Source organism: Tianweitania aestuarii (assembly GCF_018457165.1).
Lineage (GTDB): Bacteria > Pseudomonadota > Alphaproteobacteria > Rhizobiales > Rhizobiaceae > Tianweitania > Tianweitania aestuarii.
The window spans coordinates 113,780-135,640 of sequence record NZ_JAFMNX010000003.1; the positions used below are offsets into that span (position 1 = coordinate 113,780).

A 21,861-nucleotide genomic window follows, 5' to 3' on the forward strand; every position below is an offset into this window, starting at 1 on the left:
GGTTTGGCAGGACATCGAACCAAATTGCCCTTGTCGTCTTGATAGACAGCGCGGCGAGGATGCTGCGTCACCGTGAGACAACGTACAGCTTAAGGAGCTTCAACATGGGCAGCACCAGCGACAAAGTTTCAACTTGGCGAACGAAGCGATCGGCAACGTTAAGCAAGGTATGGTAAGGCTGTCGGGAATGACAAGCTCCAGGCCAAGGGTGCAGCTCAGGAAATGAAGGGCGAAATCCAGCAGGCTGTAGGCGACGCGAAGGCGACCGTAAAGGATGGTGCTGACAAACTTTCGGATGCGGCTCACCACAAGCTCTGATGCTCGTGCGCTTTTACTTTGCGGAATTTCTTTTGCCATTGCAGCCGGTCCGCAACCTGCTGCCAAAGCTTTACGCTCAAGCCAGACTAGGTGCCGTCTTCGCCTTTCATTATGAAAGGCGGTGCAGTTTTGAGAGCTACAACGACATTCGTGCAGGGCGGCGCCTCAAGCGGCTGCGCAAACGCACTTGAGAGCGCCATGGACCAGCAAAGAACCAAAGCGAAGCAGGCGTAACGCATCTCGCCACTCTCAAATGTTCAATTGCCCCTGAGTTTGCCGGACAACGTGTCTACCATTTCACGCGCAAGCCTAGATTACCTTCAACGATGTCCCTGTCTTTGCCACCAAGGTTGGTGGTGTAATCGGCGGTAGCGTAGAGGCTTACGGAGGAGGACAGATCAGCCGTCACGCCTGTGCCGATCTCCAAAGACGTTCCTTCGAGCTGCGTCGCGATATTCGTGCCGCCAAAGCGCAGCGTCTGGTCTGAAGAGAATGTCCTCCACAGATTGGCTTTGACGTAGGGCTTCATAATTCCGCCAGCCGTTTTGTAGCTTCCTCCCAAACGCGCGCCCAGCCTTGCTGTCACGGCGCCATAAGTGCCGAAGTCTACCGTCGAATAGGTGTCGGCCTGATCATCAAATGAGAGATCCTGCCAGATGAGCTGAGCTTGGGGCTCAAGCACCCAACCGTTTGCGAGGGTTATGGGATAACCACCTTCCAGGGACGCGGTGATGCCAGCGCCATCCACCTCCAGGGACTGCCCAGTAACTGCGGAAGCGCGGCCATCGAACCATGTTCCCATCAAGACGGCGTCAACATACCAGCCTTCCTTGGCAAGATAGGTCCAGTAGCCACCGACACTGGTTCCATCAAGCTTCAGATCACCGACGGAGAGATCGTTCCAACCCAAGGCTTGGCCGCGAATATCACCATCCATCCGAGCATAGCCGACAAAGATGCCAGCGCGGTGGCTGCCATGATCCCCGGCTTCTACGCCCCACAGATCCTGTCCCAACTGGAAACCATACAAGCTGCCATCAAACGTTGGCTCGACAGTGCCGACCCATTTGGTTTCCAAGCTTTGGCCGAAAGTGCGTGCCCAGGTAGCAGGAAGAATACCTGCTCCGTTCAGAACGGATTGTTCGCCTCTACGCTCATGAAAAGTGCCGAGCGTCGACAAACCGAGGTGATGGGCCGCCACCGGGATGATGGAATAAGCTGGCACTTCGACGCGGTACAAAGCAACGTTGTCACCGATGACGCGGGTGGCGCCTGCCGTGGGGGGCTGTGCTCCTTTCCCTGGCAAAGGAGCTGCGCCCGTTGGCAGCCCCTCCGTCGGTAGTGCTGGCTCAGGAGCGTCTGCAACTTGCGGTTCCGGAGGGGCCTGCGGTTCGATGGCACCGACATCGACAGGTGCGGACGTGTCGTCCGGATCAGGATCGTTTGGATCAACCGTAAGGGGCGGAGCGGGCTGTTCCAGCGGCGGAGGCGGCGCAACGACTTCCGGTTCCTCTGGTTCAGGTTGGATGCCGGGCGGCACCAGCGGATCTGGTGCAGGAGCTGCCGCCGGTGGCGTTTCGCCTGTAGCAACGATGTTGGAACGCAAATACCAGTTCTGCTCCGTTCCAGAACTGGTGCCGCCCCGAAACAGAAAATACTCGTAAGCGCCGGCTGCCACTCGATTGTTCAAAACAAATGCGCCGCTTTGCGTTGAGCCGCCGTCAAGCGCCTGCACAACCAAGATGCCGTTCTGAGTTGTTTCCGCGCCAGTGCCGCCTGCATTGAAGACGCTGAGACCGGTGAGCCCCGAAGCTGTGCCGCCACTGATGACGAGCTTATCGGATGGTGATGCGTCATTACCCAAAGTCGTGTCGAGCAGCAGACGACCTTCGTTGCCGACATAGTTGCCTCCAACGTTAAACGTATCGCTGGTGCTGTTGCCGTTGGTGAGATCGATGCGGCCGGCATTCACGACATCAACAAGTCCTCCGGCTGCAAAGGCGCGCACTGCACCATTGGCGGATCCCGAAAAGATCGTGCTGGCGGCATCGATGCTCAACGAGCCTGAGCCACTGCCGCTGTCGCCCAACACCATCGTTTGATTGAAGACCAGCTCTGTGTCGTCGGCGAGATCAACGTTTTCCCAGCGGTCAAAGCGCGCAACGCCATTTGCCTTCACGTTGTTCAGCGTCAACGTATCAGCACCGAGGCCGCCTGAGATCTGCGTCGTTGCTCCGACATTGGCATTTGTAAGATTGGCGAGCTCGGCAACATCATCATCCGGCCCAAGATCGATGGCGCCGTAGATGATCCCGCCATTGTCCCATGTGAAGCGATCCGAACCGAAGCTCAGAAGAATGTTGCCTCCCACCGAGCCGCCTGTGATCGCGATCGTATCCGTTCCACCGCTGACGCTGATGTTGCCACCGATGAAACCGTCGGAAAGAAGGATCGTGTCATTGCCGAAGCCAGCAACAAGGTTTCGGTCGATGGTGCCCCCAGACATATCGAACAGGTTGTTGTCGAGCTTTAGATTAACGCGTCCGACCCGTCCGCCTGTCATGATCGCGACGTCACCGTCATCGAACGCATCGATGATGCGGCCACCCGACATGAAGAAGGTGTCGCGATTGTCACCTTGGTTAAGGGATTGGACCAGACCTCCCGTCATTCGAAAGTCGTCGATGCCGTTCCCCTGATTGATGTTGCCAAGCACGCTGCCAGCCGTGATCTGGAAAGCATCCACGCCGTCACCTTGGACGACATTTCCTGTGATCGAGCCAGACTCCATAGTGATGCGGTCAGCGCCACCACCGAAGGTCACATCACCGTCGAGAACGCCCGTCCCATCATTCGGAAAGATCAGCGTGTTGTTCCCGGAAACATCCGTCAAACCGCCAGGAGCGGTGCCGCTGCTGCAGATGAAAATGTCATCTCCAAGCGTCGGTGAGAAAGCGCACTCGGCATAAGCAGGAAGAACATGGAATGCAGAAAGGCCGCTCAGAGCAGCACTACAATATAGAAGTCGTCTTGTGCGGAGTGATCCTGAAGCCCGACATCTGCTCATGATCATCCGCGGATCTACCCGTTAACAGAAGTCCTCACCTTCACCATCGAAACATATAGCGATCGTTTGTCTAGTCTCGGCAGCTCAACACTACTGACAAGTAGAGCGACAAGGCCCACAGCTCGGTGACCAATTCAAAGGCAGGCTCAAAACTTCCGGTTGAAAGCTGCAACCCCCATTCGTCCTTCGGTACGAACGAGCCCTCAGGTCAGAGTGCTCGATAACAGACCAGCAGCAACTAAAAAGCACAACGAGCATTACAGGCCGGATCGTCTGCGTGACGATGATGATGATGCTTGCATCGACCCGTTGAGGATCCAGCTTTTGAGCGCAATTGGCAGGGCAGAGATAGTCGAGGCAGCCGTTCCGCAATCGCGCTCGGTGAAGGCGCTGGGAGCGGTGAACTTCTTTCTTGCAGATGTTCGCGATGGGCTTGGACCCTTTCTGGGCATCTTCCTGATTGGTCAGGGATGGAGCACGGCGACAATCGGGATTGTCATGACGATCGGCGGCATCTCAGGCATGCTTGCGACAACCCCGCTCGGCGCGTTGGCTGACGCCACCAGGGCGAAGCGCTTCATGGTCGCTTTGTGTGCTTCTTTGGTAATCGTGGCCTCGCTTGCCATTCTCTTCATACCGAGTGTCGCCTTTGTTACTGCCTCTCAGATTGCCACCGGCATCGCGGGGGCGGCGATTGGACCAGCTTTGGCAGGTTTGACCCTCGGGCTGGTTGGTCAGAACGGGCTTACTCCTCAGCTTGGACGCAATGAAGCTTGGAACCATGGCGGCAATGTCTTCGCGGCAGCCGGTGCGGGCTTCTTTGGCTATGAGTTTGGCCTGACTGCCGTCTTCATTCTGATGACAATCATGGCGGCAGGCTCGATAGCCGCAGTTTTGCTGATCAAACCAGGGGATATCGATCATCGTGTCGCACGCGGTCTCGAAAACAAGAACAATCATGGCAATGAAGTGCCGTCCGGCTTCAGTGTCCTTTGGAAATCAACACCGCTGCTAATCCTTGCTGCGACTTTGATGCTGTTTCACTTTGGAAACGGCGCGATGCTTCCGCTGCTGGGGCAGCAAGTTGCAACTCAAGCAGAAAGAGGTAGCGCTGATCGGCGGCCAGATGCGTCAGTCACTCAAGCTTCTGGAGCAGCGGATGACGCAGCCACTACACTGCCGCCAGGCCAAGCGACACCAGGCGCACCTGCAGCCCAGCCGGTTCGCCAGCATCTCTCGCTCGAAACGCTACTTAACGATCCAGTGTCCTACACCGCAGCAACCGTGATCATCGCCCAGTTGACCATGATTCCGATTGCGTTGCTGGCCGCGAGCTTTGCAGGTCGACGCGGCTACTTTCTTCTGCTCGTCGCAGCGCTTGTTGCACTACCGATCCGTGGCCTCATTGCCGGACTGTGGCCAAGCCCTTTCGCGCTCATACCGGTGCAAATGCTTGATGGTGTTGGCGCAGGCCTTCTAGGCGTTGCTGTCCCCGGCCTTGTTGCAAGGATGCTGAAAGGAACAGGTCACATCAACGCCGGACTGGGTGCGGTAATGACCGTGCAAGGCGTGGGTGCCTCTCTCAGTCCGGCGATCGCTGGAGTGATCGTGGCCAGCTATGGGTTCACGACAGCTTATCTCGCGCTGGCCTGCTTTGCAGTGCTTGGTCTCATTCTCTGGCTGGCTTGCGCTTCAACAGTGGCAGCAGCTTGCAAGGGAAACTAAACGCGCCGTTTATCAACGGCTCGGATAGAAGTCTCTTCGCGCTGGTCGCCCTCCAATAAGTTTTCGAACCACTTACGTATGAAACCACGCAAGTATCAGTGCCTAAGAGCATAATTCCTGCTCGAAACCGCCGCGGTCAAGCTTGAACAGGGTGCTGCCACGCTTACCAAAACTACCTTTCACATACGCTTGCTTTGGCTTCCAGGTTGCTCTTAATCTTCGACCAGAATGGAGGCGGGCAGTCGCGTCAGGACCATCAGCTTACCAATGAGTTCTTCAAAGCGCCGCTTTGCCGAAACTGCATGGCGTCGCTGACAGGTCCTTATTGCAGTGCCTGCGGACAAAAGCAGGCAGAGCGGTTCGGCTCATCGCATCTGGGCAAGGAAGCCTGGGAGAAGATCCGCTGGTTCGAAGGCGACATGCTCAAGGCCGCGTTCAAGGTCGCGCTTCGGCCTGGAACCGTGGCACGCGAATATGTGCTGGGCAAACGCCAAAGCCATACGCACCCCTTGAAGCTGCTGCTGGCCGCGATCGTGCTGCTGCTGGTCGTCATTGCGCAGACCGACTATCTCAGTTCGAGCGACCAGACGCTGAGCAAGGCCATCGAACTCGTCCGAACTTATTCCAAGTGGTCGTTCTCGCTCGGCATCGTGGCGATCCTGGTTGCTTCGAACCTGACCTTCTGGCGCCGAGGCGGCTTCAACTTCGTCGAACACCTGGTTCTGGCGACCTACACGCATTTCGTGATCATTGCCGCCAATATCATCAACCTGTCGCCTTTGTTGATCCGCAGCACTCCTGAGCTGGTGCAAAAGCATCGCCTTTACACCGGCATCTATATGGATTGGGTGGAGGCGGGCATTGTTTTCCTTTCTTTCGGCCAATTCTTCGCCATTGATTGGCGGCGGCAGTGGTGGTGGCCCGCAATCGGGGCTGCCGTCTTCTATCTGACAAAGGAAGGGCTTCTCTATCTTTATGCGCGTGCCGTGATCCGCATCGTTCTTGCGCAACTGACCTGAAACCCATCGGCCCTGGCAGTTCTGAGGAAGGAAGACTCCCATGAAAACTGTGCTCGCCGGCGCGGCTCTTGCCGCAGCCACCGCGTTTGTTTCCGTTGCCCATGCCGCAGGCGGTCCGATCCTTTGGCCGACAAAGCAGGACAAGGCCGTTTGCGACCCAATCTTTGCCAGTTTGGAGAAAAAAGAGCGCGGCCTGATGGTTGCGCAGGCCGACACCGCAGAGAAAAAAACACCGGCGCAAAGCCCGGCGCAGGACCAGAAGCCTGATGAGGCCGCGCTTGCGACTGAGCTCAGCGCCATGCTGCAGGCCTGTTCCTACGATGGGAAGGCAATCCAGGTCGATCCGCGCAGTCTAACGGAAGGTGGGGAACTGGCTGGTGCCGAGGCAGTGCAGACGATCATGCGCTTTACCGGCCTGCCGCAGAACTTCCGCATCATGGAAAGCGATGTGCCGAATGCAGCGGCAATGATCGTGCTTGGCCCCGACGGCGTTCCGCAGCGTGTGATTGCCTACAACAAGCGCTTCATGGAACAGGTCCGCGACGCGACGCAGAACAACGACTGGTCGCCGCTTTCCATCATGGCGCATGAAATCGGACATCATCTGTCCGGCCATACGCTTATTCCAGGCGGAAGCCAGCCGCCCATCGAGCTAGAAGCGGACAAGTTCTCCGGCTTCGTGCTCTACAAGATGGGGGCGGCCTTGACCGATGCGCAAAAGGCCATTGAAACGCTCATCCCCGAAGAGGACGGACCAACCCATCCGGGCCGTGCCAAGCGCTTGAGCGCCGTTGAAGAAGGCTGGCAAGATTCCTGCGAGCAGCAGGAAGGCGATTGCAAGGCCGGAGCGGCGGTCGCAAATGCCGACACGCAGTCGGGCCAAGCAGAAGCCGAAATGGCGCAGGCTGAACCGGCACCTGCGCAATCAGCACCAACATCACCGCCGCAACAGCCGCAGACTGCCATGAACGGCAGTGCGACGGCTCCCATGCCGAAGATCCCGGGCGCCGGCGACATCATCATGCCGGATGAAAGCAGGCGCATCCAGCAGGCCGACGCCAAGCGCACGGTGCAGATCGACCATCTGCCCAAGCTTGATGCAGGCGCGACGCCGGGCAAGTTCGACCGCTTCATCTATGACGAAGTCGGCATCTTCAGCCCGACGATCCGCGACAGACTTTCGAAGCTCGCTTATGACTTCGCGGCCGCGGCAAATGTGGAGGTCGTGACGATCGTCGCGAAAGATCTGCAAGGCCGCACGGCCGATCAATATGCGCTGGAAGCCATGCGGCAGCTGCGCGTCGGCAAGCTGCAGGTCGGCAATGGCGCAGTGCTGGTTGTGGCGCCGGAAGCCAGGCAGACCGGTGTTGCGTTAGGCGGCGGCTTGTTGCTGCTCTACGATGACGTCGAACCGATCCGCAGTTATCTCCAGGCCTATCTCGATCTCGTTGCCGGCGGGGCGAAGCCGCAGGTGGCGAGCTATACGCTGGCGGAAGCCAACTACCGCATCATGCGCGACACCAAGGACCTGGAATGGGCGATCCGCTACCACAGCCTCGGCGAGATCCAGGCAGCAAGTGAGCGGATGATCCGCGAAAACAGTGCGCCAAATGCGCCCTACAAGCCCGAAAATACAACGTCGCTTAAGCTGTTGCGCCTGGAAGGAACGCTGGTGTCCAAGACACCCGCAATGGACGACCCTGAGCTTGGCATCAATGAGCCGAAGACGCGCCATGTGGGACCAGCCATGCATGTGCGCACGCCCGACGGCCGCAACGCCGTTCTTTACGTCAACAAAAACGTGCCCGCCCTGATGCCGGTCGCGCTGGAGGAAAACAAGCGCTACAGCTTTGTCGCGCGCGACAGCATCCTCAAAAGTGACGTGCCGCAGCTTGATCTGGTCAGCTATGACCTTTTAGAAAATTGAGCTTTAGCGGCCACCAGCGATCTTGGCAGGCTAGAGGATCGACGGCCTTCACGCTTCAACAACGAGCGCAAGCGCGCCTCCTGACGCAAGCACCAATCCTGAACCGGAAGATGCCTAGGCACCGACAGCAGGATTAATTTCAACCTGGTCGATGAGCATCACCGATCCCAATTGCGCCGTCACAAGCAGAACAGTCGGCCGGTCCAAGTGCCCTTCAACAGTGCCCAGCGTTACGATATCTCGCAGATCGCAAGATAAAAGCGTGATCGCCGGTTCGCGCTCGATCATCGAGCGAACGATCGCCTGCAAAGGCATCACATCGCGCTCGCCACTCTCGAAAAGCTCCTTGGCTGCCAGCATCCCTTTGTAGACCGTAGGTGCGACCTTTCTCTCTTCTGGGGTCAGGCGGGCGTTACGGGAGGAGGCTGCCAAGCCATCTGGTTCGCGAACAGTCGGCACGCCGATGATGGCAGTCCTCATCGACAAGTCGAATGCCAAACGTCTGATTACAGTCAGTTGCTGGAAGTCCTTTTCACCAAAGTAGGCTCGATCAGGCTCCGCTAGGTTAAGCAGCTTGGTGACCACTGTCGCAACGCCACGGAAGTGACCTGGACGCTGCTCGCCAATGAGGATGGTCGAAAGCCCGGGGACCTCAACGACAGTTTGCAGTGGCTCAGGATAAATGTCCGACACGGCTGGGTGGAACACGGCATCGACGCCGTGCTCGCGGCAAAGCTGAAGGTCACGCTCAAGAACACGAGGATAAGCATCGAAATCTTCGTTCGGTCCGAACTGCGTCGGATTGACGAAGACGCTGACTATCGTCACGTCGTTGTCGGCTCGGCATCGCTCAACCAACGCCATGTGGCCGTGATGCAGAGCCCCCATGGTCGGCACGAAGCCGATGGACCTACCAGCTTGCCGATTGATTGAGACGAACCTCCGCAGGTCCGAGGGCGTCGAGATTGTCTGCACGATGAAGCAACCTTCTAATCTTCAGTCGCTTTTGTCAGCATCCCAAATCTTTGTCAGCCCTCATAGTTGAACGCCTGATTGCCGCTGCGGACGAATATCCTCTCACAGCGGAAACGTGCGACAAGAAGCGCCATGACCCGAATAATCCAGACATCTCGCTTGATACTGCACACACCGAGTGTGGATGACCTTTCCTCCTATCTAGCCTATCGCAACGATCCTATGTCGCTTCAGGCGCTCGGCATGAGCGTGGTCAACGAGGCACAAGGTTTGGCTTTCCTGCACAAGCAGTCCGAACTCGAGACTGGAGCTTCGGGCTGGCACATGTTTGGAATCGAACGTCTTGAGCAGGCTGGCCTGATCGGCGAAGTCGGGGTGTTCCTGCCGCAGGATAATCCAAAGCTGGGCGACCTCGGGTGGTGGCTGCATCCCGATCATCGCCGAATGGGATATGCCGCAGAAGCGGAGCAAGGCCTAGCAAAACGGTGCTTTTCCGAACTAGAGCTTGAACGCGTCACTGCCGCCTGCCTAGCCGACAATGTAGCATCCCGGTCGGTTATGGAGCGGATCGGCATGGGTCTTGAGCAGCATACAAAGGCTACCCGACAGGTTGGCGATCAGTGGTGCGATGAGGTGAAGTACGCTCTTTCGCGGGATGAGGGGACGGAAGCTTGACTGTCGTCCTATGCTTCGAAGTGGGCGCTACACACGTCTGCTGGGACATCTTAAGTGCTTAAAAGCCGCCGGTTCGCTTTCCACCAAAAGTCGCCTTAGATGTCCCGACGCAACTCCCGTGGGAAACAATTTCCTAAGGCTTGGTTTGGCCGAAAGCAGACGGTCCGCTTTTAGGTTAAAGAAGCGCGAAAGCAGCGATTCTGCTTTCGACCCCAAGCCAGCCGTTTGGTGATGGAACGGCGGCTACCAAAACCAGCCGTTGACGCTCAAGTTAAATACTACTCGTTTCAGGCGCCGTGGGAAGCTTACGCTACGGAGCAGCCTTCAAGCCTCCGCTCCTTCAGATAGGACCACTCGACCAAAGCCTGAAACGACGGAGTGAGCGCTCGCCCGAGTTCGCTCAGAGAGTACTCCACCTTCGGCGGCACCTGCGGATAGAGCGTTCGGATCACGATCCCATCCTTCTCCAACTCTTTGAGCTGTTGGATCAGCATCTTCTGGGTCACGCCCGGAATGCGTCGTTCCAGTTCAGAAAAGCGAAGCGGTTCGTCTGATGCGAGGAGCTGGACGATGATCACGATCTTCCACTTGCCTTCCAGAACGCGAAGCGTTCCAGCGGCGGTTGCCGCCCAAGCGTGCTGCTCTTTCGGATCCCGGCAGGGTCGCGGATCGTCCATGTGCTTACCTTTCGGTGTGTATCCCACTTTTTGGTGAGTTCTTGCATCCAACCTATCCGGACCCTTATTCCAAGCGCAACGCAATTGCCGAGGTTTGGAATGAACGCCCTATTCAAGCTGACCGAGCCGACTGGACGTAACGACACGCTTGCGTTTGAAGACGCTGTCCGCATGCGGCGCTCTTTCCGCGGCTTCCTGGACACGCCCGTGCCGGACGACGTCTTGCGGGAGGTGCTGCACGACGCACAGTGCGCCCCCTCGAACTGCAACACCCAGCCTTGGGATGTTCATATCGTCTCTGGCGCGAAACTCACCGGGCTGTCGGAGCGCATCCACGCCGAGAACGAAGCCGGGGAGTTCACGCCGGACTTCACGTTCGAGATGGCCGACTTCCATGGCGTCTACGGCGAACGCAAGGATGCGCAGGGCAAGGCTTACTACGAGGCAATGAACGTCATGCGGGCGGACAAGGAAGGCCGCGCCCGTGCTGCCGCATTGAACTACTCGTTCTTCGGCGCGCCGCACGTCGCGCTGCTCTTCATGCCTTCGTTCGGCGACAACGTCCGCACCGCAGGCGATCTCGGCATGTACGGCCAGACCTTCCTGCTGTCGCTGGCCGCGCGTAGCCTCGGCGGCATCCCGCAGACGGCACTCGGGTTCTTCGCGGGGACGATCCGGGAGTATCTCGGCATCCCGGACGAGATGAAGATGCTGTTCGGTATCTCCTTCGGCTACCCCGACGAGGTCGCCCCGGGAAACAGAATGCGGATGGACCGGGCGCCCCTGTCCGAGAGCGTTTCTTTCCATCGCTGAAGTTCCGCCGCGCAACGCGGCACAAGGGTTCCTACGGACCCGCTACCCACCAAATGCCGCCAGCGCCTGCATCGCGCGTGCTCGCCGCCGTACCCGACACAATTGCTACGAAGGAACATGACACCATGAGGATCGGCATTCTCGGAACAGGAAACATCGGCAAGACGCTTGTGCGTCGGCTCTCGGCCGCAGGCCATGATGTGAAGGTCGCCAACTCGCGCGGTCCCGACACGATCGACCGCGACCTCCTGACGAACGGCGCCCGGGCGGTGACGGCGCAGGAGGCGATCGTTGATGTCGAAGCCGTCATTCTATCTATACCCCTGGATCGCCTGCCCGACGCAGCCGCTATGGTGTCCACGATCCCGGAGGGGACGGTGGTGATCGACACGTCGAACTACTACCCCTCGCGGGACGGCCAGATAGAGGTTCTCGACCAGGGTGAGGTGGAGAGCCTCTGGGTCGCCAAGCTGCTTGGGCGTCCGATCGCCAAAGCCTGGAATGCGGTCGGCTCGCCCTCGTTTGCCGACAAGAACAAGCCCGTCGGCGATCCGGACCGGATCGCAATCCCGATCGCGGCCGATCGCGACGAAGATCGGCGCGTGACCATGGCGCTCGTGAACGACACCGGCTTTGATGCGGTTGACGCAGGCAGCCTGTCCGAGTCGTGGCGCCAGCGGCCCGGCAGTCCAGTCTACTGCACGGACTTAACCCGAAACGAGGTACAAGAAGCACTTGCAGCGGCAGAGAAAGATCGCCTGCCCAAGCGCCGGGACCTAATCGTTTCGGTCATCACCGAGAGGTTCGGCAAGACCTACCCGGACGGCGATACGCTGGTCCGCTTGAACCGTGCCCTCTTCATGTAGCCCCACGGAAACACGAGCGCGGCGATTCCTGCCGCACTCCTTCCAATCCCCTCCCGAGACGAGCCGATAGCCGCTTCCGGCGCGTCGGTGTTGGAAATGCAACCCGTGCGAAACAACCCGAGAGGACAGACATAATGCGGATCGGCATCGTCGGGCAGGCAACATAGGCGCGACGCTAGCTAAGCGGCTCAGCGCTGCCGGGCACGAGGTGAAGATCGGGAACTCCCGCGGTCCACACACCATAGATGCCGACATCATTTCGAACGGCGCGCGGGCCGTTACCGCAGCGGAAGCCGTTTCGAAGGTCGACGTCGTGATCCTCTCGATGCCGTTCGTTGCCATCACGGCTGTGGCGCCGCTGTTCTCGCACGTGCCAGCCGATACCGTCGTTATCGATACAGCCAACTACTTTCCACGGCGCGACGGCCCGATCCCGGAACTCGATGCAGGCTAAACCGAAAGCGAATGGGTCGCCGAGCGGCTCGGCCGCCCGATTGCCAAGGAGTGGAACGCCATCACCTCCGCCTCCTTCAAGAACAAGGGGGCGCCTGCCGGGACCGCGGACCGGATCGCCATCCCGGTCGCCGCAGATACGGACCGGGATGGCGAGGTGGCGATGGCACTCGTTGAGGATACCGGGCTCGATGCCGTTCTCTCGGGACCGCTGAGCGAGTCCTGGCGACAGCAGCCGGGCGCGCCTTGCTACTGTACCGACCTGACCCGCGAGGAGATGCCCGCCGCGCTAGCGTCGGCAGAACGAACGCGCCTGTCCAAGCGCCGGGAGATCGTGATGGACGCGATCCTGGAACGCTTCGGCGAACGCAAAGCTGGCCCGGACTCGGACTACGAGGTGCGCCTTACGCGCGCAGTATTCATGTGACGGAGCGGCTATCGCACGGGGTTCTCATGTTGGTGCCCAACGGGCTTCGTAGAACCCGATGGTACCGCGCACCGAACTTCACAGACTTTCCCAAGCCCAAAGGACCAGCCCTCATGAAGATTGGACTTCTTGGAACAGGCAACATCGGCAGGACGCTGGCGCGCAAGCTTCCGGCCGCCGGTCACGACTTGAAGATAGCGAATTCGCGCGGACCCGATACCATCGACGCTGACATGCTGGGACAGGGTGCGCGTGCGGTAACCGCCGAGGAAGCACTTGCGGACGTCGATGTCGCGATCCTCTCGATCCCATTCAACGCGCTGCCCAAGATCAAGCATCTGATCGACACTCTTCCCGAGGACGTGGTGGTGATCGACACGTCGAACTACTATCCCGGGCGTGACGGGAAGATCGCCGAGATTGACGCGGGGCAGATCGAAAGCGAGTGGGTCGGCGAGCAGATCGGTCGTTCGGTCGTGAAGGCTTGGAACGCGATCGGCTGCGACAGCTTCGCCACGAAGGCCAAGCCGAAGGGAGCGCCCAGACGGATCGCAATCCCCGTGGCCGGCGACCGAAAGGACCACCGGGAGGTCGCGATCGCCCTCGTCGAGGATACGGGTTTCGACGGCTACGATGCCGGAACGCTTGCGGGCTCCTGGCGACAACAACCCGCGGCTCCCGCCTACACGACGGATCTCACCTCGGGGGAAATGGGGCCGGCACTGGCGGCGGCCGAACGGGACCGGTTGCCCATGCGCCGCGACCTGACCTTCGCGCTAGTAATGGAGCGCCTCGGCGAAGGCGTCCCACCGGACGCGGAATGGGGCCTGAAGCTCAGTCGAGCCATCAACATGTGAACGCGCAGGCCCCGTATATGCGACGGGATCCTGTCGTCCCTCGAAGGCAAGCAGGAAAGCTTAGCGAACCATGTCAGACAAGTCAGCGAACTTAAGCTCTGGTCAGACCGCAGGCGCGTTGCGGGGCCGGACCGCAATGGTCGTCGGCGGGTCCCGCGGCATCGGCGCGGCGATTGTCAGGCGCCTCTCTGCCGCCGGCGCGACTGTCGCCTTCACCTATCACGGCAGTGCTGAAGCAGCGGATGCGCTCGCGGCTTCGAGCGAAGGCGTGAGCGCCGTCAAATGCGACAGCGCGGACGCGGCAGCACTCGCTGAGACGGTCGAGCATGTCGCCGACCGCTTCGGAAGCATTGACATCCTCGTCTACAACGCGGGTGTCGGGCTGTCTGGGTCCGTCGACCAGATGAATTTGGCCGATTTCGACCGCACGTTCGCCATCAACGTTCGCGGTGCGTTCGTAGCGACGAAGGCTGCCAGCCCGCGGATGGGTGAAGGTGGTCGCATCATCTTCATCGGCAGCAACGTCACCCAGCGTGCGGCCTTTAGCGGCGCAGCGGCTTACGTCATGAGCAAGAGCGCGATCGCTGGTCTCGCGCGGGGGCTGTCGCAGGATTTCGCTTTGCGCAAGATCACAGTCAACACCGTTCAACCGGGTCCTGTCGACACCGACCTAAACCCGGCGGACGGTCCGAAATCCGGTCCGACGCTGAGCTTGATACCGCTCGGTCGTTTCGGCGAAACCTCCGAGATCGCATCGCTCGTCGCGTATCTCGCCGGACCTGAGTCATCGTTCATCACGGGCGCAGCCTTGACGATCAACGGCGGTTATTCGGTTTGAGCACCTCGCTCGCCGGATGATGACTGTCTGCTTCTCTACCTGATCGAAACAAAGCGGACAGACCGCTTGCCACCACTTAAGGACATGCCGAGGCGATTGGCTTCACCAAGCAGGAAATGATTTCCTAAGGCAGTCTCTGGCCGAAAGGAGACGGTCAGCTTTCAGGCAAAGCAAGCGTGAAAGCAGCCATTCCGCTACCGATCCCAAGTCAGCCACTGGCGATTTGCAAGCAGCATCCGAAAAGCCGCCATTCGCCTGCAACTAGCGATCGCATTAGGGTGTCGATCAATATACAACGATAGTCGAGCAGCCAAGCTATCGCTCGGTCTGACTAAATTATAGTTCGGCAACAACATCCCCGAACGGCACTGTTGCGACGATCTTGCCTGCCTCGTTGGTGACCTCGAGTGTACAATCGAACCAGTCGCGTACAATGTCGGTGCGGTGGAAGCGGATCAAGTCCTTGGCCGTGCTGAGAGCATGAGCACGCACTGCACCTTCACTTGAAAGCTCATCACCTTCATGGTCGGCGTAATATTTATGCCTATACCGCAGGTTCATGAAGTAGCGCCCAGGAATGTCACTGACCTCTTCTGATCGGCAACTGGAGCACATTCGTATATTCCCGTTCGGCAAAGCCATAGGCATCGCCTGCGAGTTCCTCGAGGGCAGCCCGGTTGCGGATCAAGATGCGTCCGCGGGTCGCCCGGATCAGCTGGCTTCCTTCTAGGTTCTGCAGCGCCAATGTCACGCCTGGCCTCCGTGTGCCGAGCATGATGGCCATGAACTCATGAGTAATCGCCAGTTCGTCACTTTCGACCCGATCGTGGTTCATCAGAATCCAACGCGCCAAACGCGCTTCCACAGAGTAACCGGCATTCGCATAGGCCGTTTGGCTGACCTGAACCAAAAAGGTGTGAACATAGCGCAACAGCAGGGAACGCAACGAGGCGCTTTTCTCCAGCAAAAGGTGCATCTGTTCGGCTGGTGCGCGATATCCGTCTCCGGGTGACTGGATCAAGGCCGTATGGGGCGTCACATCAACCCCAAGCACCAGCGGTACGCCGATCAGGCCTTCCCAACCTGCCATGCCGACCTCGAAGCGTCCCTCCTCAATATCCGCAACGATGGATACCAAGCCGGATTCCGGGAACAGGAGATGGCTGATCGTTTCACCCGCCCTGAAGACGTGTTGACGAAGCTCAAGCTGGACCGGCTCAAGTGCGGGTTGAAGAAGGGCGAAATCGTCCGGCGACATGGCTGCCAAAAGACGGTTACGAACAGACGCTTGTTTCAGCCGAGCCATGCTCTGCCTCCCGGGTGGGGGGGCAAGAGCGCGAGCGATTGTCAGCTATCTCTCAGCCGCCTGCGCCCGAACTCGTCTGCAAACGGTAATATTATTTACGCAGCCCAGAAACAGACCGCAAGCCACGAACGCGGACAGACCTACGCCTAACAGGTTTGGTATGGTTCCGTACATTTGTGCCCCAAGCCTGCTGGGTACTAAAGCCGCAGTTTGTTCGGTTCTGTACCTTCCCCCGTCCGCTCTTTTCAATGCGCTCTTTCAAGCGCAGATATGCGACATCACTAATGCAATCTCACTGGAGGAATGTTGTCGATGCCGGCACCAGTCTGCCTGGTTTGTGAAGACGAAGCGTTGATTGCGCTCGATCTGGAAGCCACTCTTTCAACGTCCGGTTTTGCCATAGCCGGTCCGTTTGCGACGTCTGCCGAGGCATTTCTCTTCATCCAGACGAACAAGCCGCCAGACATTGCGCTGCTTAATTTTAGCCTAGGTGACGGGGGTTGCACACCACTTATTCATGCTCTCCGACAGCGCGGCGTGCCGATTGTAGTTCAGTCCGGTTTGCTGCCTGACACGTCCGATATGCCATCAGAAGTCGTGAACCTGCCGTGGCTTACGAAGCCTGTAAGTGAGGATATGTTGCTGGATGCGATGGAGCAGGCTCTGCCCTCATTCCCGCGCTCGAACAGAAAGCGACGATCGGCTGGCCTCTCCGAAGGCGAAACTTGTTCAGCACTTCCGACCCAAGGCAAAGGAAAAAACCTGTCGCACGTTCTAACCAACAGGCTCGCTGCACTTTCTGCGCTCGGCGAAGCAGATCGACACGCTCTCGATGGCATCGTTGTACGAACATTCAAAGTAGACGGCGGCAACGACATTACGCGCGCCGAACAACAGAACGCCCACTGCCACGTCCTACTCAATGGCATGGCAGCCTCATATAAGCTTTTGGCAGACGGCAGGAGACAAATCACGCGCTTCTGCTTACCTGGCGACATCCTTGATCTTGATGGACTGGTCGGCGGCAAATTGGATCATAATGTCCTCGCTATCGGGACGTGCAATGTTGGCGCGGTTCCACATGGAAGCTTGCGCAATCTCAGCCACAAGCCAGATATCGCCCTGGCACTTTGGCGGCACACCCTTGCGGATACGGCTGCGTCTCGCGAATGGGTCGTCAATGTCGGGCGGCGTTCTTCCGCGGAGAGAATTGCTCATCTGATCTGCGAGTTGGTCACGCGTCTTAGCCAGGCCGGTCTGGTCATCGATATCAGCGGCAAGCGCACGTGTTACGTGCCCTTTACCCAAGTGCACATTGCTGATGCTACGGGTCTGTCAACCGTACATGTCAATCGATCGCTACAAGAACTTCGCAGCCGTGGCCTTATTGAGTTGTCACGTGACAAGCTGACGGTTCTAAATTGGGAAAACCTCAATGCCTTTGCCAGCTTCGAACCAGGATATCTCTTTCCTGTGCTTCACGAAAGTTACGATGATACTGACGTCTTCAATTAGGTGTCGCAAACGATTACGGGTACCCTGCGCTGCGACGGCTCTTTCGGAGGCGACCGTGACAGCCACAGCGGCACGGCAACTGTTTCGGTTCGGTAACCGGATTGCGGATTGCCTGACCGACAGAAAGGGCCTGCACAGCGTTTGCAGGACCTTTTTTCTCTTGAACACTTAAGCTGAGGATCCAGCATTCATCAATGGATGCCAGTCTTTGCAATTGGTTCCGGGTCGGTTCAAGCCGTTCAGCTTCCGACCCCTTATAGGCCCCCCACACATTCGCGCATCACACCCGAAAGCTGCCGTCTCTAGCTTTTAGGGCCGCGACGGATAAGCTTGCGGCATGGAAGCACGAGCGATCATAGACGTAGGTGGCGAAGTCAACTCCTTTGGCATCGCGACCGCGGTCCCATGGTGGAGCTTCACCAAGACAGTCCTTGCCATTGCGCTTCTACGCTTGTCGGAAGACCGCGGGATCGATCTGGACGTGACAGTTCCGGGCAAACGGTTCTCGCCGGCTCAACTCCTTCGTCACGAGGCTGGGTTGCCCGACTACGGCGCGCTGGCTGCCTATCATGCTGACGTCGCGGCGGGCCGATCGCCATGGCCGATCGACAAACTCATGGCGGCAGTCGAAGCGGACCGGCTGCGTTATGAGCCAGGACACGGCTGGGCCTACTCCAATATAGGCTACTGGTGGGTTGGCCGTTTGATAGAACAAGCTTCTGACCGACCGTTGGCGGAGGCACTTTCGGATCTCGTCTTTGCCCCAGCGGAACTGACAACGGCCCGGCTCGCTACAGTTCCTGCCGACCTCGCGAACGTGAGCATGGGCGATGAACCTAACTACCATCCGGGGTGGGTCTACCATGGTCTCGCGGTTGGAACCGCGATGGATGCCGCACGGCTGCTCCAGCTTTTGCTCCAAGGTCGGTTGGTGAACGAACGGACGCTGTCACGAATGCGGCAGTCGAGGGCCCTCCCGCAGTTTCGAAACGACCTTTATCCCGATCCGGCATACGGAATCGGGTTAATGCTCCGAGCCTCGGACCCGGTTGACCATCCGATCGGCCATACCGGCGGCGGTCCGGGCAGCGAAATAGCCGTCTACGGTCGGGGCGGGATCACCTGCGCGGTTTGGGTTTCCAGCGGAACCGGCATCAATCCCGTAGGCGAAGCGTTTCGAGCGTTGGAGGACGGCAGCAATCGTAAGATCACGACCTGAAAGCCGACCATCTCCTTTCCACCCAAAGGCTGCCGTAGATAACCGCTCTCGGCTCCCTAACGGGAATATTTTCCAAGGCAGTCTCTGGCCGGTAGCGGAATGTCCGTTCTTGGCGAAGGGCTGAAAATAGCGGACATTGGAGGTACTCAACGGCTCCACCGTCACCGGACAGACCTTACGGTGCTTCTATCGACTTCTTGCATTCAGATTTAGGCAGGGACTGAGATTGACCGGCGGCGTTAGGGCGTCTCCGGTCATTACTGCATCACTAAGCTGAGAAGCCGTTCTTGGCGGCCTCGTCGAGTTCCTTCGAGATTCCCGACCGGATTTCCAGTTCCAGGCGGTCCTGAAGCCCGGCGTCGGCATCATCGAAATAGATCCGGTGTATGCTGAAGCTCGCGGCGCTTGCGACGATCGGGGAGATCGAGGCTATGTCCACGATCGACCCACCAACCTCAACGTTGATCTGCTGGGGATGGCCTCCGACGGCCCCGAGCGGCTTGTAAATCGGGCGCGGATATCTGTCGTAGTAACAGGCTTCGGTCCATAACCGAGTTTTCTTGCTGAGGCTTTCAGACACGGCTTCACAGACCGAATGCAGAACAGCCACCCGTCGTGACGCACCCAAGTCCTTCATGCCGACATGACGGTTGGCGACATCCTCCGCCAATTTCCACACATCGAGCATTGGGTAGAAACGGCGGGCAGCAATGCGGTCGGCAACGTTGCGGATTTGCTCGTCGGGTGCCTCTTGGAATAGGTGGAGGGTCCCCCAAAACAGGGCGTCGTCGAGCAACTGGGCATTGTCCAGATTTTCGGGCTCCCGGAAGAAACGAACCAACGGGTGCGCCGCCGAGAGACCTGCTGCTGCCGCCTTGTCGTCGGCGATGCGTTCGAACACGCGGCTCATCAACAATGAGAACATGTATTCCAGACCGCGCGTTCGCTTATGCAGGTAAAGCGTCGGGTACAGCTGAAACAGGGTAACGGTAAACTGCTCGAGGGAGATGTAGGCCTTACTGTTCACATAGAGAAAGCGGCCATTCTCACTCGTGCCGACCTGGAAGTTTCTGATTAGCCAGTCGAGGTCGATGCTACCTGACGATACTCCGGCGAAATACGGGTCGCGCTTGGCATAGTCTAGGCGGTCTGCATCAAGCTGGCTGGACACAAGCGACGTGTAGACGCATTTCTTGTCCTTCTTTTCGACCATGTTGGCCACCAAAGCCGGAAAATCACTGCCGCCCATCTTGGTCAGGGACTGCCCGATGTTTGTCTCGGTGATGATCCGCCGGCTTACCTTCTCGTGGTTTACTGCAGCCTGGAGTGGCCCATCTTTATGGACCGGGTTACGCTCGCTAAACAGCTCCATGGCCTTCTCGAAGGCGTGACTAAACATGCCGTGGCCGACGTCGTGAAGCAAAGCTGCCGCCAGGCAAGCTTGCCCTTTGGGCTCCCAATCACCGCCGTTGGAAGCCGGCTCGACGACAGAGAGCATTCGCTTTGCAACCGAATAGACCCCTAAGGAGTGAGCAAAGCGCGAATGGGTGGCGGAGGGGAAAACATAGTCGGAAAATCCGAGTTGCTTCACTCGGCGAAGGCGCTGGAAAAACGGGTCTGCCAGCATCGACTTGAGCTGTAGCTCCGCGTCGCCCTCGAACTCGATCGAACCGTGGATGGGGTCCTTAATCATCTTGGTCATAGAATCCTCCCTGCTTGAAAACGGTTAGGCCGGTGTGTGGTTGGCCCGGAAGTTGTTGTCCGTCTTGGGTGTGCTGAAACGGAATGGTAGCGACGCCCGGTCGGAGGCGTCGACGTCGCGGTCGAAGTCCGTTCGGGAATAGTCGCGGGGATAGTATGAAAAGCTCTTCAGCGCGAAGTAGGTGCTCTCGTCCATGTATCTCCGAGACAGACGCAAGCTTTCTGCCTCCGCCGCCTCGGCCGGAAAGTCGTCGCTTAGGTGCATTGTCGTTATGCCGCTGGCTGCCGCAGCGTTTGGATCGACCGGCCTCGCGCCTAAGGCGGCCCAGTCGCTCAACAGCACGTCGGCGGACTTGGGCGGACCGTACGCGATGACCGGACCTACCGAAACACCGGTGATAGAGCCGGAGTTATTGTCCAACCAAGCAGTGGTTTCTGCCAGGGTTTCGTGCGTTTCGCCAGCGTAGAGCAAGACATTCACCTTCGCCATCACGCCATACTTCCGACATGCGTCCAGTAGTTCGGACGCGCGCCGTAGGTAACGATCTACGTCCAACGACTTTTGCATGGCGAGGATCTGGCGCGGAGAAGCTGTTTCGAGCCCTAGGTCGATTACCTTTAGACCGGCATGTGCCAGCGTCGCGAGCGTCTTCGGTGTCATGGCGTCTACCCTGGTCTCGGTGCGCCAGTTTATGCTGACCCCGACTTGGTCCACACTCTCGGCGAGCGCCGTCGCCCATCGCACGTTAGGCATGAACATTGAAGATTGCAGGTAGGGCCTGATTTCCCCGCCGGCATACTGCTCAGCGACAAGGGCCATGGAGGCCGCGATGGAAGCAGCGCTACCTAGCTTTTCTACTGGAATATCGCGTTCTTCGCAGAACACGCAGCCCATGCCGCAACCTCGGGAAGCCTCGATGCTGGGTTGATAGCGCTGATGCCCGCTGACGAGCAGATGATTCAAAGTGAAGCCAGGCGTTGGCTCAGCCACTCGTCCGAGAATCGGCGTTCCAGTCAAAAGGCATTCTATGACGCTCTCGCTGAGACCAGGCGCCAGGACATCTGCTTGGGGCAGGCGAAGTTTCAGCCAATGAGGATCTGGCCCTACTACCCAACGACCACCTACCACGATGCGGCAATCTGGGTCAGCGGCCTTCGCGAGTCTGCAAAATTCCTGTGCCCATGGCAGTGCATAGAAACTGGGGATCGATACCATAAGCGGGTAGATTGACGGAAACCGACCGTTGTCCTTCAACTGGCGCAACACTTCGACGGGCGGGCGGTGCTCCCCGTGGACGAGCATGACGTCGTGTCCCGCCAACTGGAGCTTGGTGGCCAGCGACAGGGCTCCGTAGTTCAGATAAAGCTGCCGGCGAGCCAGAGCATGGTCCCGCTTTTTCGGCGCGAGCATTCCGGCCGAAACAAAAGTGACGGCTCGAGATCGGGTCATCTAGGCAACTTTTAAGAACGTCGGCAGCAACAC

Annotated in this window: 20 protein-coding genes; 12 read left to right on the forward strand and 8 right to left on the reverse strand. The window is 58.6% G+C overall.

Annotation, left to right across the window (positions count from 1 at the left end; translation table 11 throughout):
• Window positions 1-99: 99 nt before the first annotated feature.
• Window positions 100-357: a hypothetical protein gene (locus JYU29_RS18545; RefSeq protein WP_431192858.1), complete on the reverse strand. Its 258-nt coding sequence runs from the start codon at window positions 355-357 to the stop codon at window positions 100-102.
• A 250-nt stretch (window positions 358-607) separates the two neighbouring features.
• Window positions 608-3,385: an autotransporter family protein gene (locus JYU29_RS12380; RefSeq protein WP_213985559.1), complete on the reverse strand. Its 2,778-nt coding sequence runs from the start codon at window positions 3,383-3,385 to the stop codon at window positions 608-610.
• Window positions 3,386-3,598: 213 nt separating this feature from the next.
• Here JYU29_RS12380 and JYU29_RS12385 point away from each other — a divergent pair, with 213 nt between their 5' ends.
• The 3 genes from JYU29_RS12385 to JYU29_RS12395 all read left to right on the forward strand — a co-directional run bounded on the left by JYU29_RS12385 (window position 3,599) and on the right by JYU29_RS12395 (window position 8,056).
• On the forward strand, window positions 3,599-5,110 hold the full coding sequence (locus JYU29_RS12385) for an MFS transporter (protein WP_347879894.1): 1,512 nt from the start codon (window positions 3,599-3,601) through the stop codon (window positions 5,108-5,110).
• A 302-nt stretch (window positions 5,111-5,412) separates the two neighbouring features.
• Window positions 5,413-6,129 carry a DUF3667 domain-containing protein gene (locus JYU29_RS12390; protein WP_213985140.1) on the forward strand — a complete coding sequence of 239 codons (717 nt, stop codon included), beginning with the start codon at window positions 5,413-5,415 and terminating at the stop codon, window positions 6,127-6,129.
• A gap of 40 nt (window positions 6,130-6,169) precedes the next feature.
• Complete coding sequence (locus JYU29_RS12395) at window positions 6,170-8,056, forward strand: TPM domain-containing protein (RefSeq protein ID WP_213985141.1); 1,887 nt, start codon at window positions 6,170-6,172, stop codon at window positions 8,054-8,056.
• Window positions 8,057-8,170: 114 nt separating this feature from the next.
• Here the strand turns inward: JYU29_RS12395 and panC are convergent, their stop codons facing one another.
• On the reverse strand, window positions 8,171-9,031 hold the full coding sequence (panC, locus tag JYU29_RS12400) for a pantoate--beta-alanine ligase (protein WP_213985142.1): 861 nt from the start codon (window positions 9,029-9,031) through the stop codon (window positions 8,171-8,173).
• A gap of 132 nt (window positions 9,032-9,163) precedes the next feature.
• Here panC and JYU29_RS12405 point away from each other — a divergent pair, with 132 nt between their 5' ends.
• Complete coding sequence (locus JYU29_RS12405; RefSeq protein ID WP_213985143.1) at window positions 9,164-9,706, forward strand: GNAT family N-acetyltransferase; 543 nt, start codon at window positions 9,164-9,166, stop codon at window positions 9,704-9,706.
• Window positions 9,707-10,011: 305 nt separating this feature from the next.
• On the opposite strand, the gene JYU29_RS12410 is transcribed toward JYU29_RS12405, so the two are convergent.
• Entirely contained in the window at window positions 10,012-10,383 is a 372-nt protein-coding gene (locus JYU29_RS12410) for a winged helix-turn-helix transcriptional regulator (RefSeq protein WP_213985144.1), read from the reverse strand.
• A gap of 99 nt (window positions 10,384-10,482) precedes the next feature.
• Here JYU29_RS12410 and JYU29_RS12415 point away from each other — a divergent pair, with 99 nt between their 5' ends.
• The 6 genes from JYU29_RS12415 to JYU29_RS12435 all read left to right on the forward strand — a co-directional run bounded on the left by JYU29_RS12415 (window position 10,483) and on the right by JYU29_RS12435 (window position 14,637).
• Window positions 10,483-11,196 carry a nitroreductase gene (locus JYU29_RS12415; protein ID WP_213985145.1) on the forward strand — a complete coding sequence of 238 codons (714 nt, stop codon included), beginning with the start codon at window positions 10,483-10,485 and terminating at the stop codon, window positions 11,194-11,196.
• 53 nt (window positions 11,197-11,249) lie between these two features.
• Window positions 11,250-12,062: an NADPH-dependent F420 reductase gene (locus tag JYU29_RS12420; protein ID WP_213985146.1), complete on the forward strand. Its 813-nt coding sequence runs from the start codon at window positions 11,250-11,252 to the stop codon at window positions 12,060-12,062.
• Window positions 12,063-12,270: 208 nt separating this feature from the next.
• Window positions 12,271-12,516: an NAD(P)-binding domain-containing protein gene (locus tag JYU29_RS18460; protein WP_347879895.1), complete on the forward strand. Its 246-nt coding sequence runs from the start codon at window positions 12,271-12,273 to the stop codon at window positions 12,514-12,516.
• Window positions 12,517-12,678: 162 nt separating this feature from the next.
• The gene (locus JYU29_RS18465) at window positions 12,679-12,942 is read left to right on the forward strand and encodes an NAD(P)-binding domain-containing protein (protein ID WP_347879896.1); all 264 of its coding nucleotides are present in this window, start codon (window positions 12,679-12,681) and stop codon (window positions 12,940-12,942) included.
• A gap of 26 nt (window positions 12,943-12,968) precedes the next feature.
• Window positions 12,969-13,799 (forward strand): NADPH-dependent F420 reductase, encoded by an 831-nt coding sequence (locus JYU29_RS12430; protein ID WP_213985147.1) that lies wholly within the window; start codon window positions 12,969-12,971, stop codon window positions 13,797-13,799.
• A gap of 136 nt (window positions 13,800-13,935) precedes the next feature.
• Entirely contained in the window at window positions 13,936-14,637 is a 702-nt protein-coding gene (locus JYU29_RS12435) for an SDR family oxidoreductase (RefSeq protein WP_250157424.1), read from the forward strand.
• 336 nt (window positions 14,638-14,973) lie between these two features.
• Here JYU29_RS12435 and JYU29_RS12440 read toward each other — a convergent pair whose 3' ends face one another.
• Window positions 14,974-15,198: a DUF6894 family protein gene (locus tag JYU29_RS12440; protein ID WP_250157425.1), complete on the reverse strand. Its 225-nt coding sequence runs from the start codon at window positions 15,196-15,198 to the stop codon at window positions 14,974-14,976.
• Window positions 15,199-15,217: 19 nt separating this feature from the next.
• Entirely contained in the window at window positions 15,218-15,943 is a 726-nt protein-coding gene (locus JYU29_RS12445; protein ID WP_213985149.1) for a Crp/Fnr family transcriptional regulator, read from the reverse strand.
• A 312-nt stretch (window positions 15,944-16,255) separates the two neighbouring features.
• Between JYU29_RS12445 and JYU29_RS12450 the strand changes: the two genes are divergently transcribed.
• Complete coding sequence (locus tag JYU29_RS12450) at window positions 16,256-17,458, forward strand: helix-turn-helix domain-containing protein (RefSeq protein ID WP_213985150.1); 1,203 nt, start codon at window positions 16,256-16,258, stop codon at window positions 17,456-17,458.
• 337 nt (window positions 17,459-17,795) lie between these two features.
• Complete coding sequence (locus JYU29_RS12455) at window positions 17,796-18,677, forward strand: serine hydrolase domain-containing protein (protein ID WP_213985152.1); 882 nt, start codon at window positions 17,796-17,798, stop codon at window positions 18,675-18,677.
• A 268-nt stretch (window positions 18,678-18,945) separates the two neighbouring features.
• Here the strand turns inward: JYU29_RS12455 and JYU29_RS12460 are convergent, their stop codons facing one another.
• Both JYU29_RS12460 and JYU29_RS12465 read right to left on the reverse strand, forming a co-directional pair.
• The gene (locus JYU29_RS12460) at window positions 18,946-20,379 is read right to left on the reverse strand and encodes an HD domain-containing protein (RefSeq protein WP_213985153.1); all 1,434 of its coding nucleotides are present in this window, start codon (window positions 20,377-20,379) and stop codon (window positions 18,946-18,948) included.
• Window positions 20,380-20,403: 24 nt separating this feature from the next.
• Window positions 20,404-21,828 (reverse strand): B12-binding domain-containing radical SAM protein, encoded by a 1,425-nt coding sequence (locus tag JYU29_RS12465; RefSeq protein WP_213985154.1) that lies wholly within the window; start codon window positions 21,826-21,828, stop codon window positions 20,404-20,406.
• Window positions 21,829-21,861 lie beyond the last annotated feature (33 nt).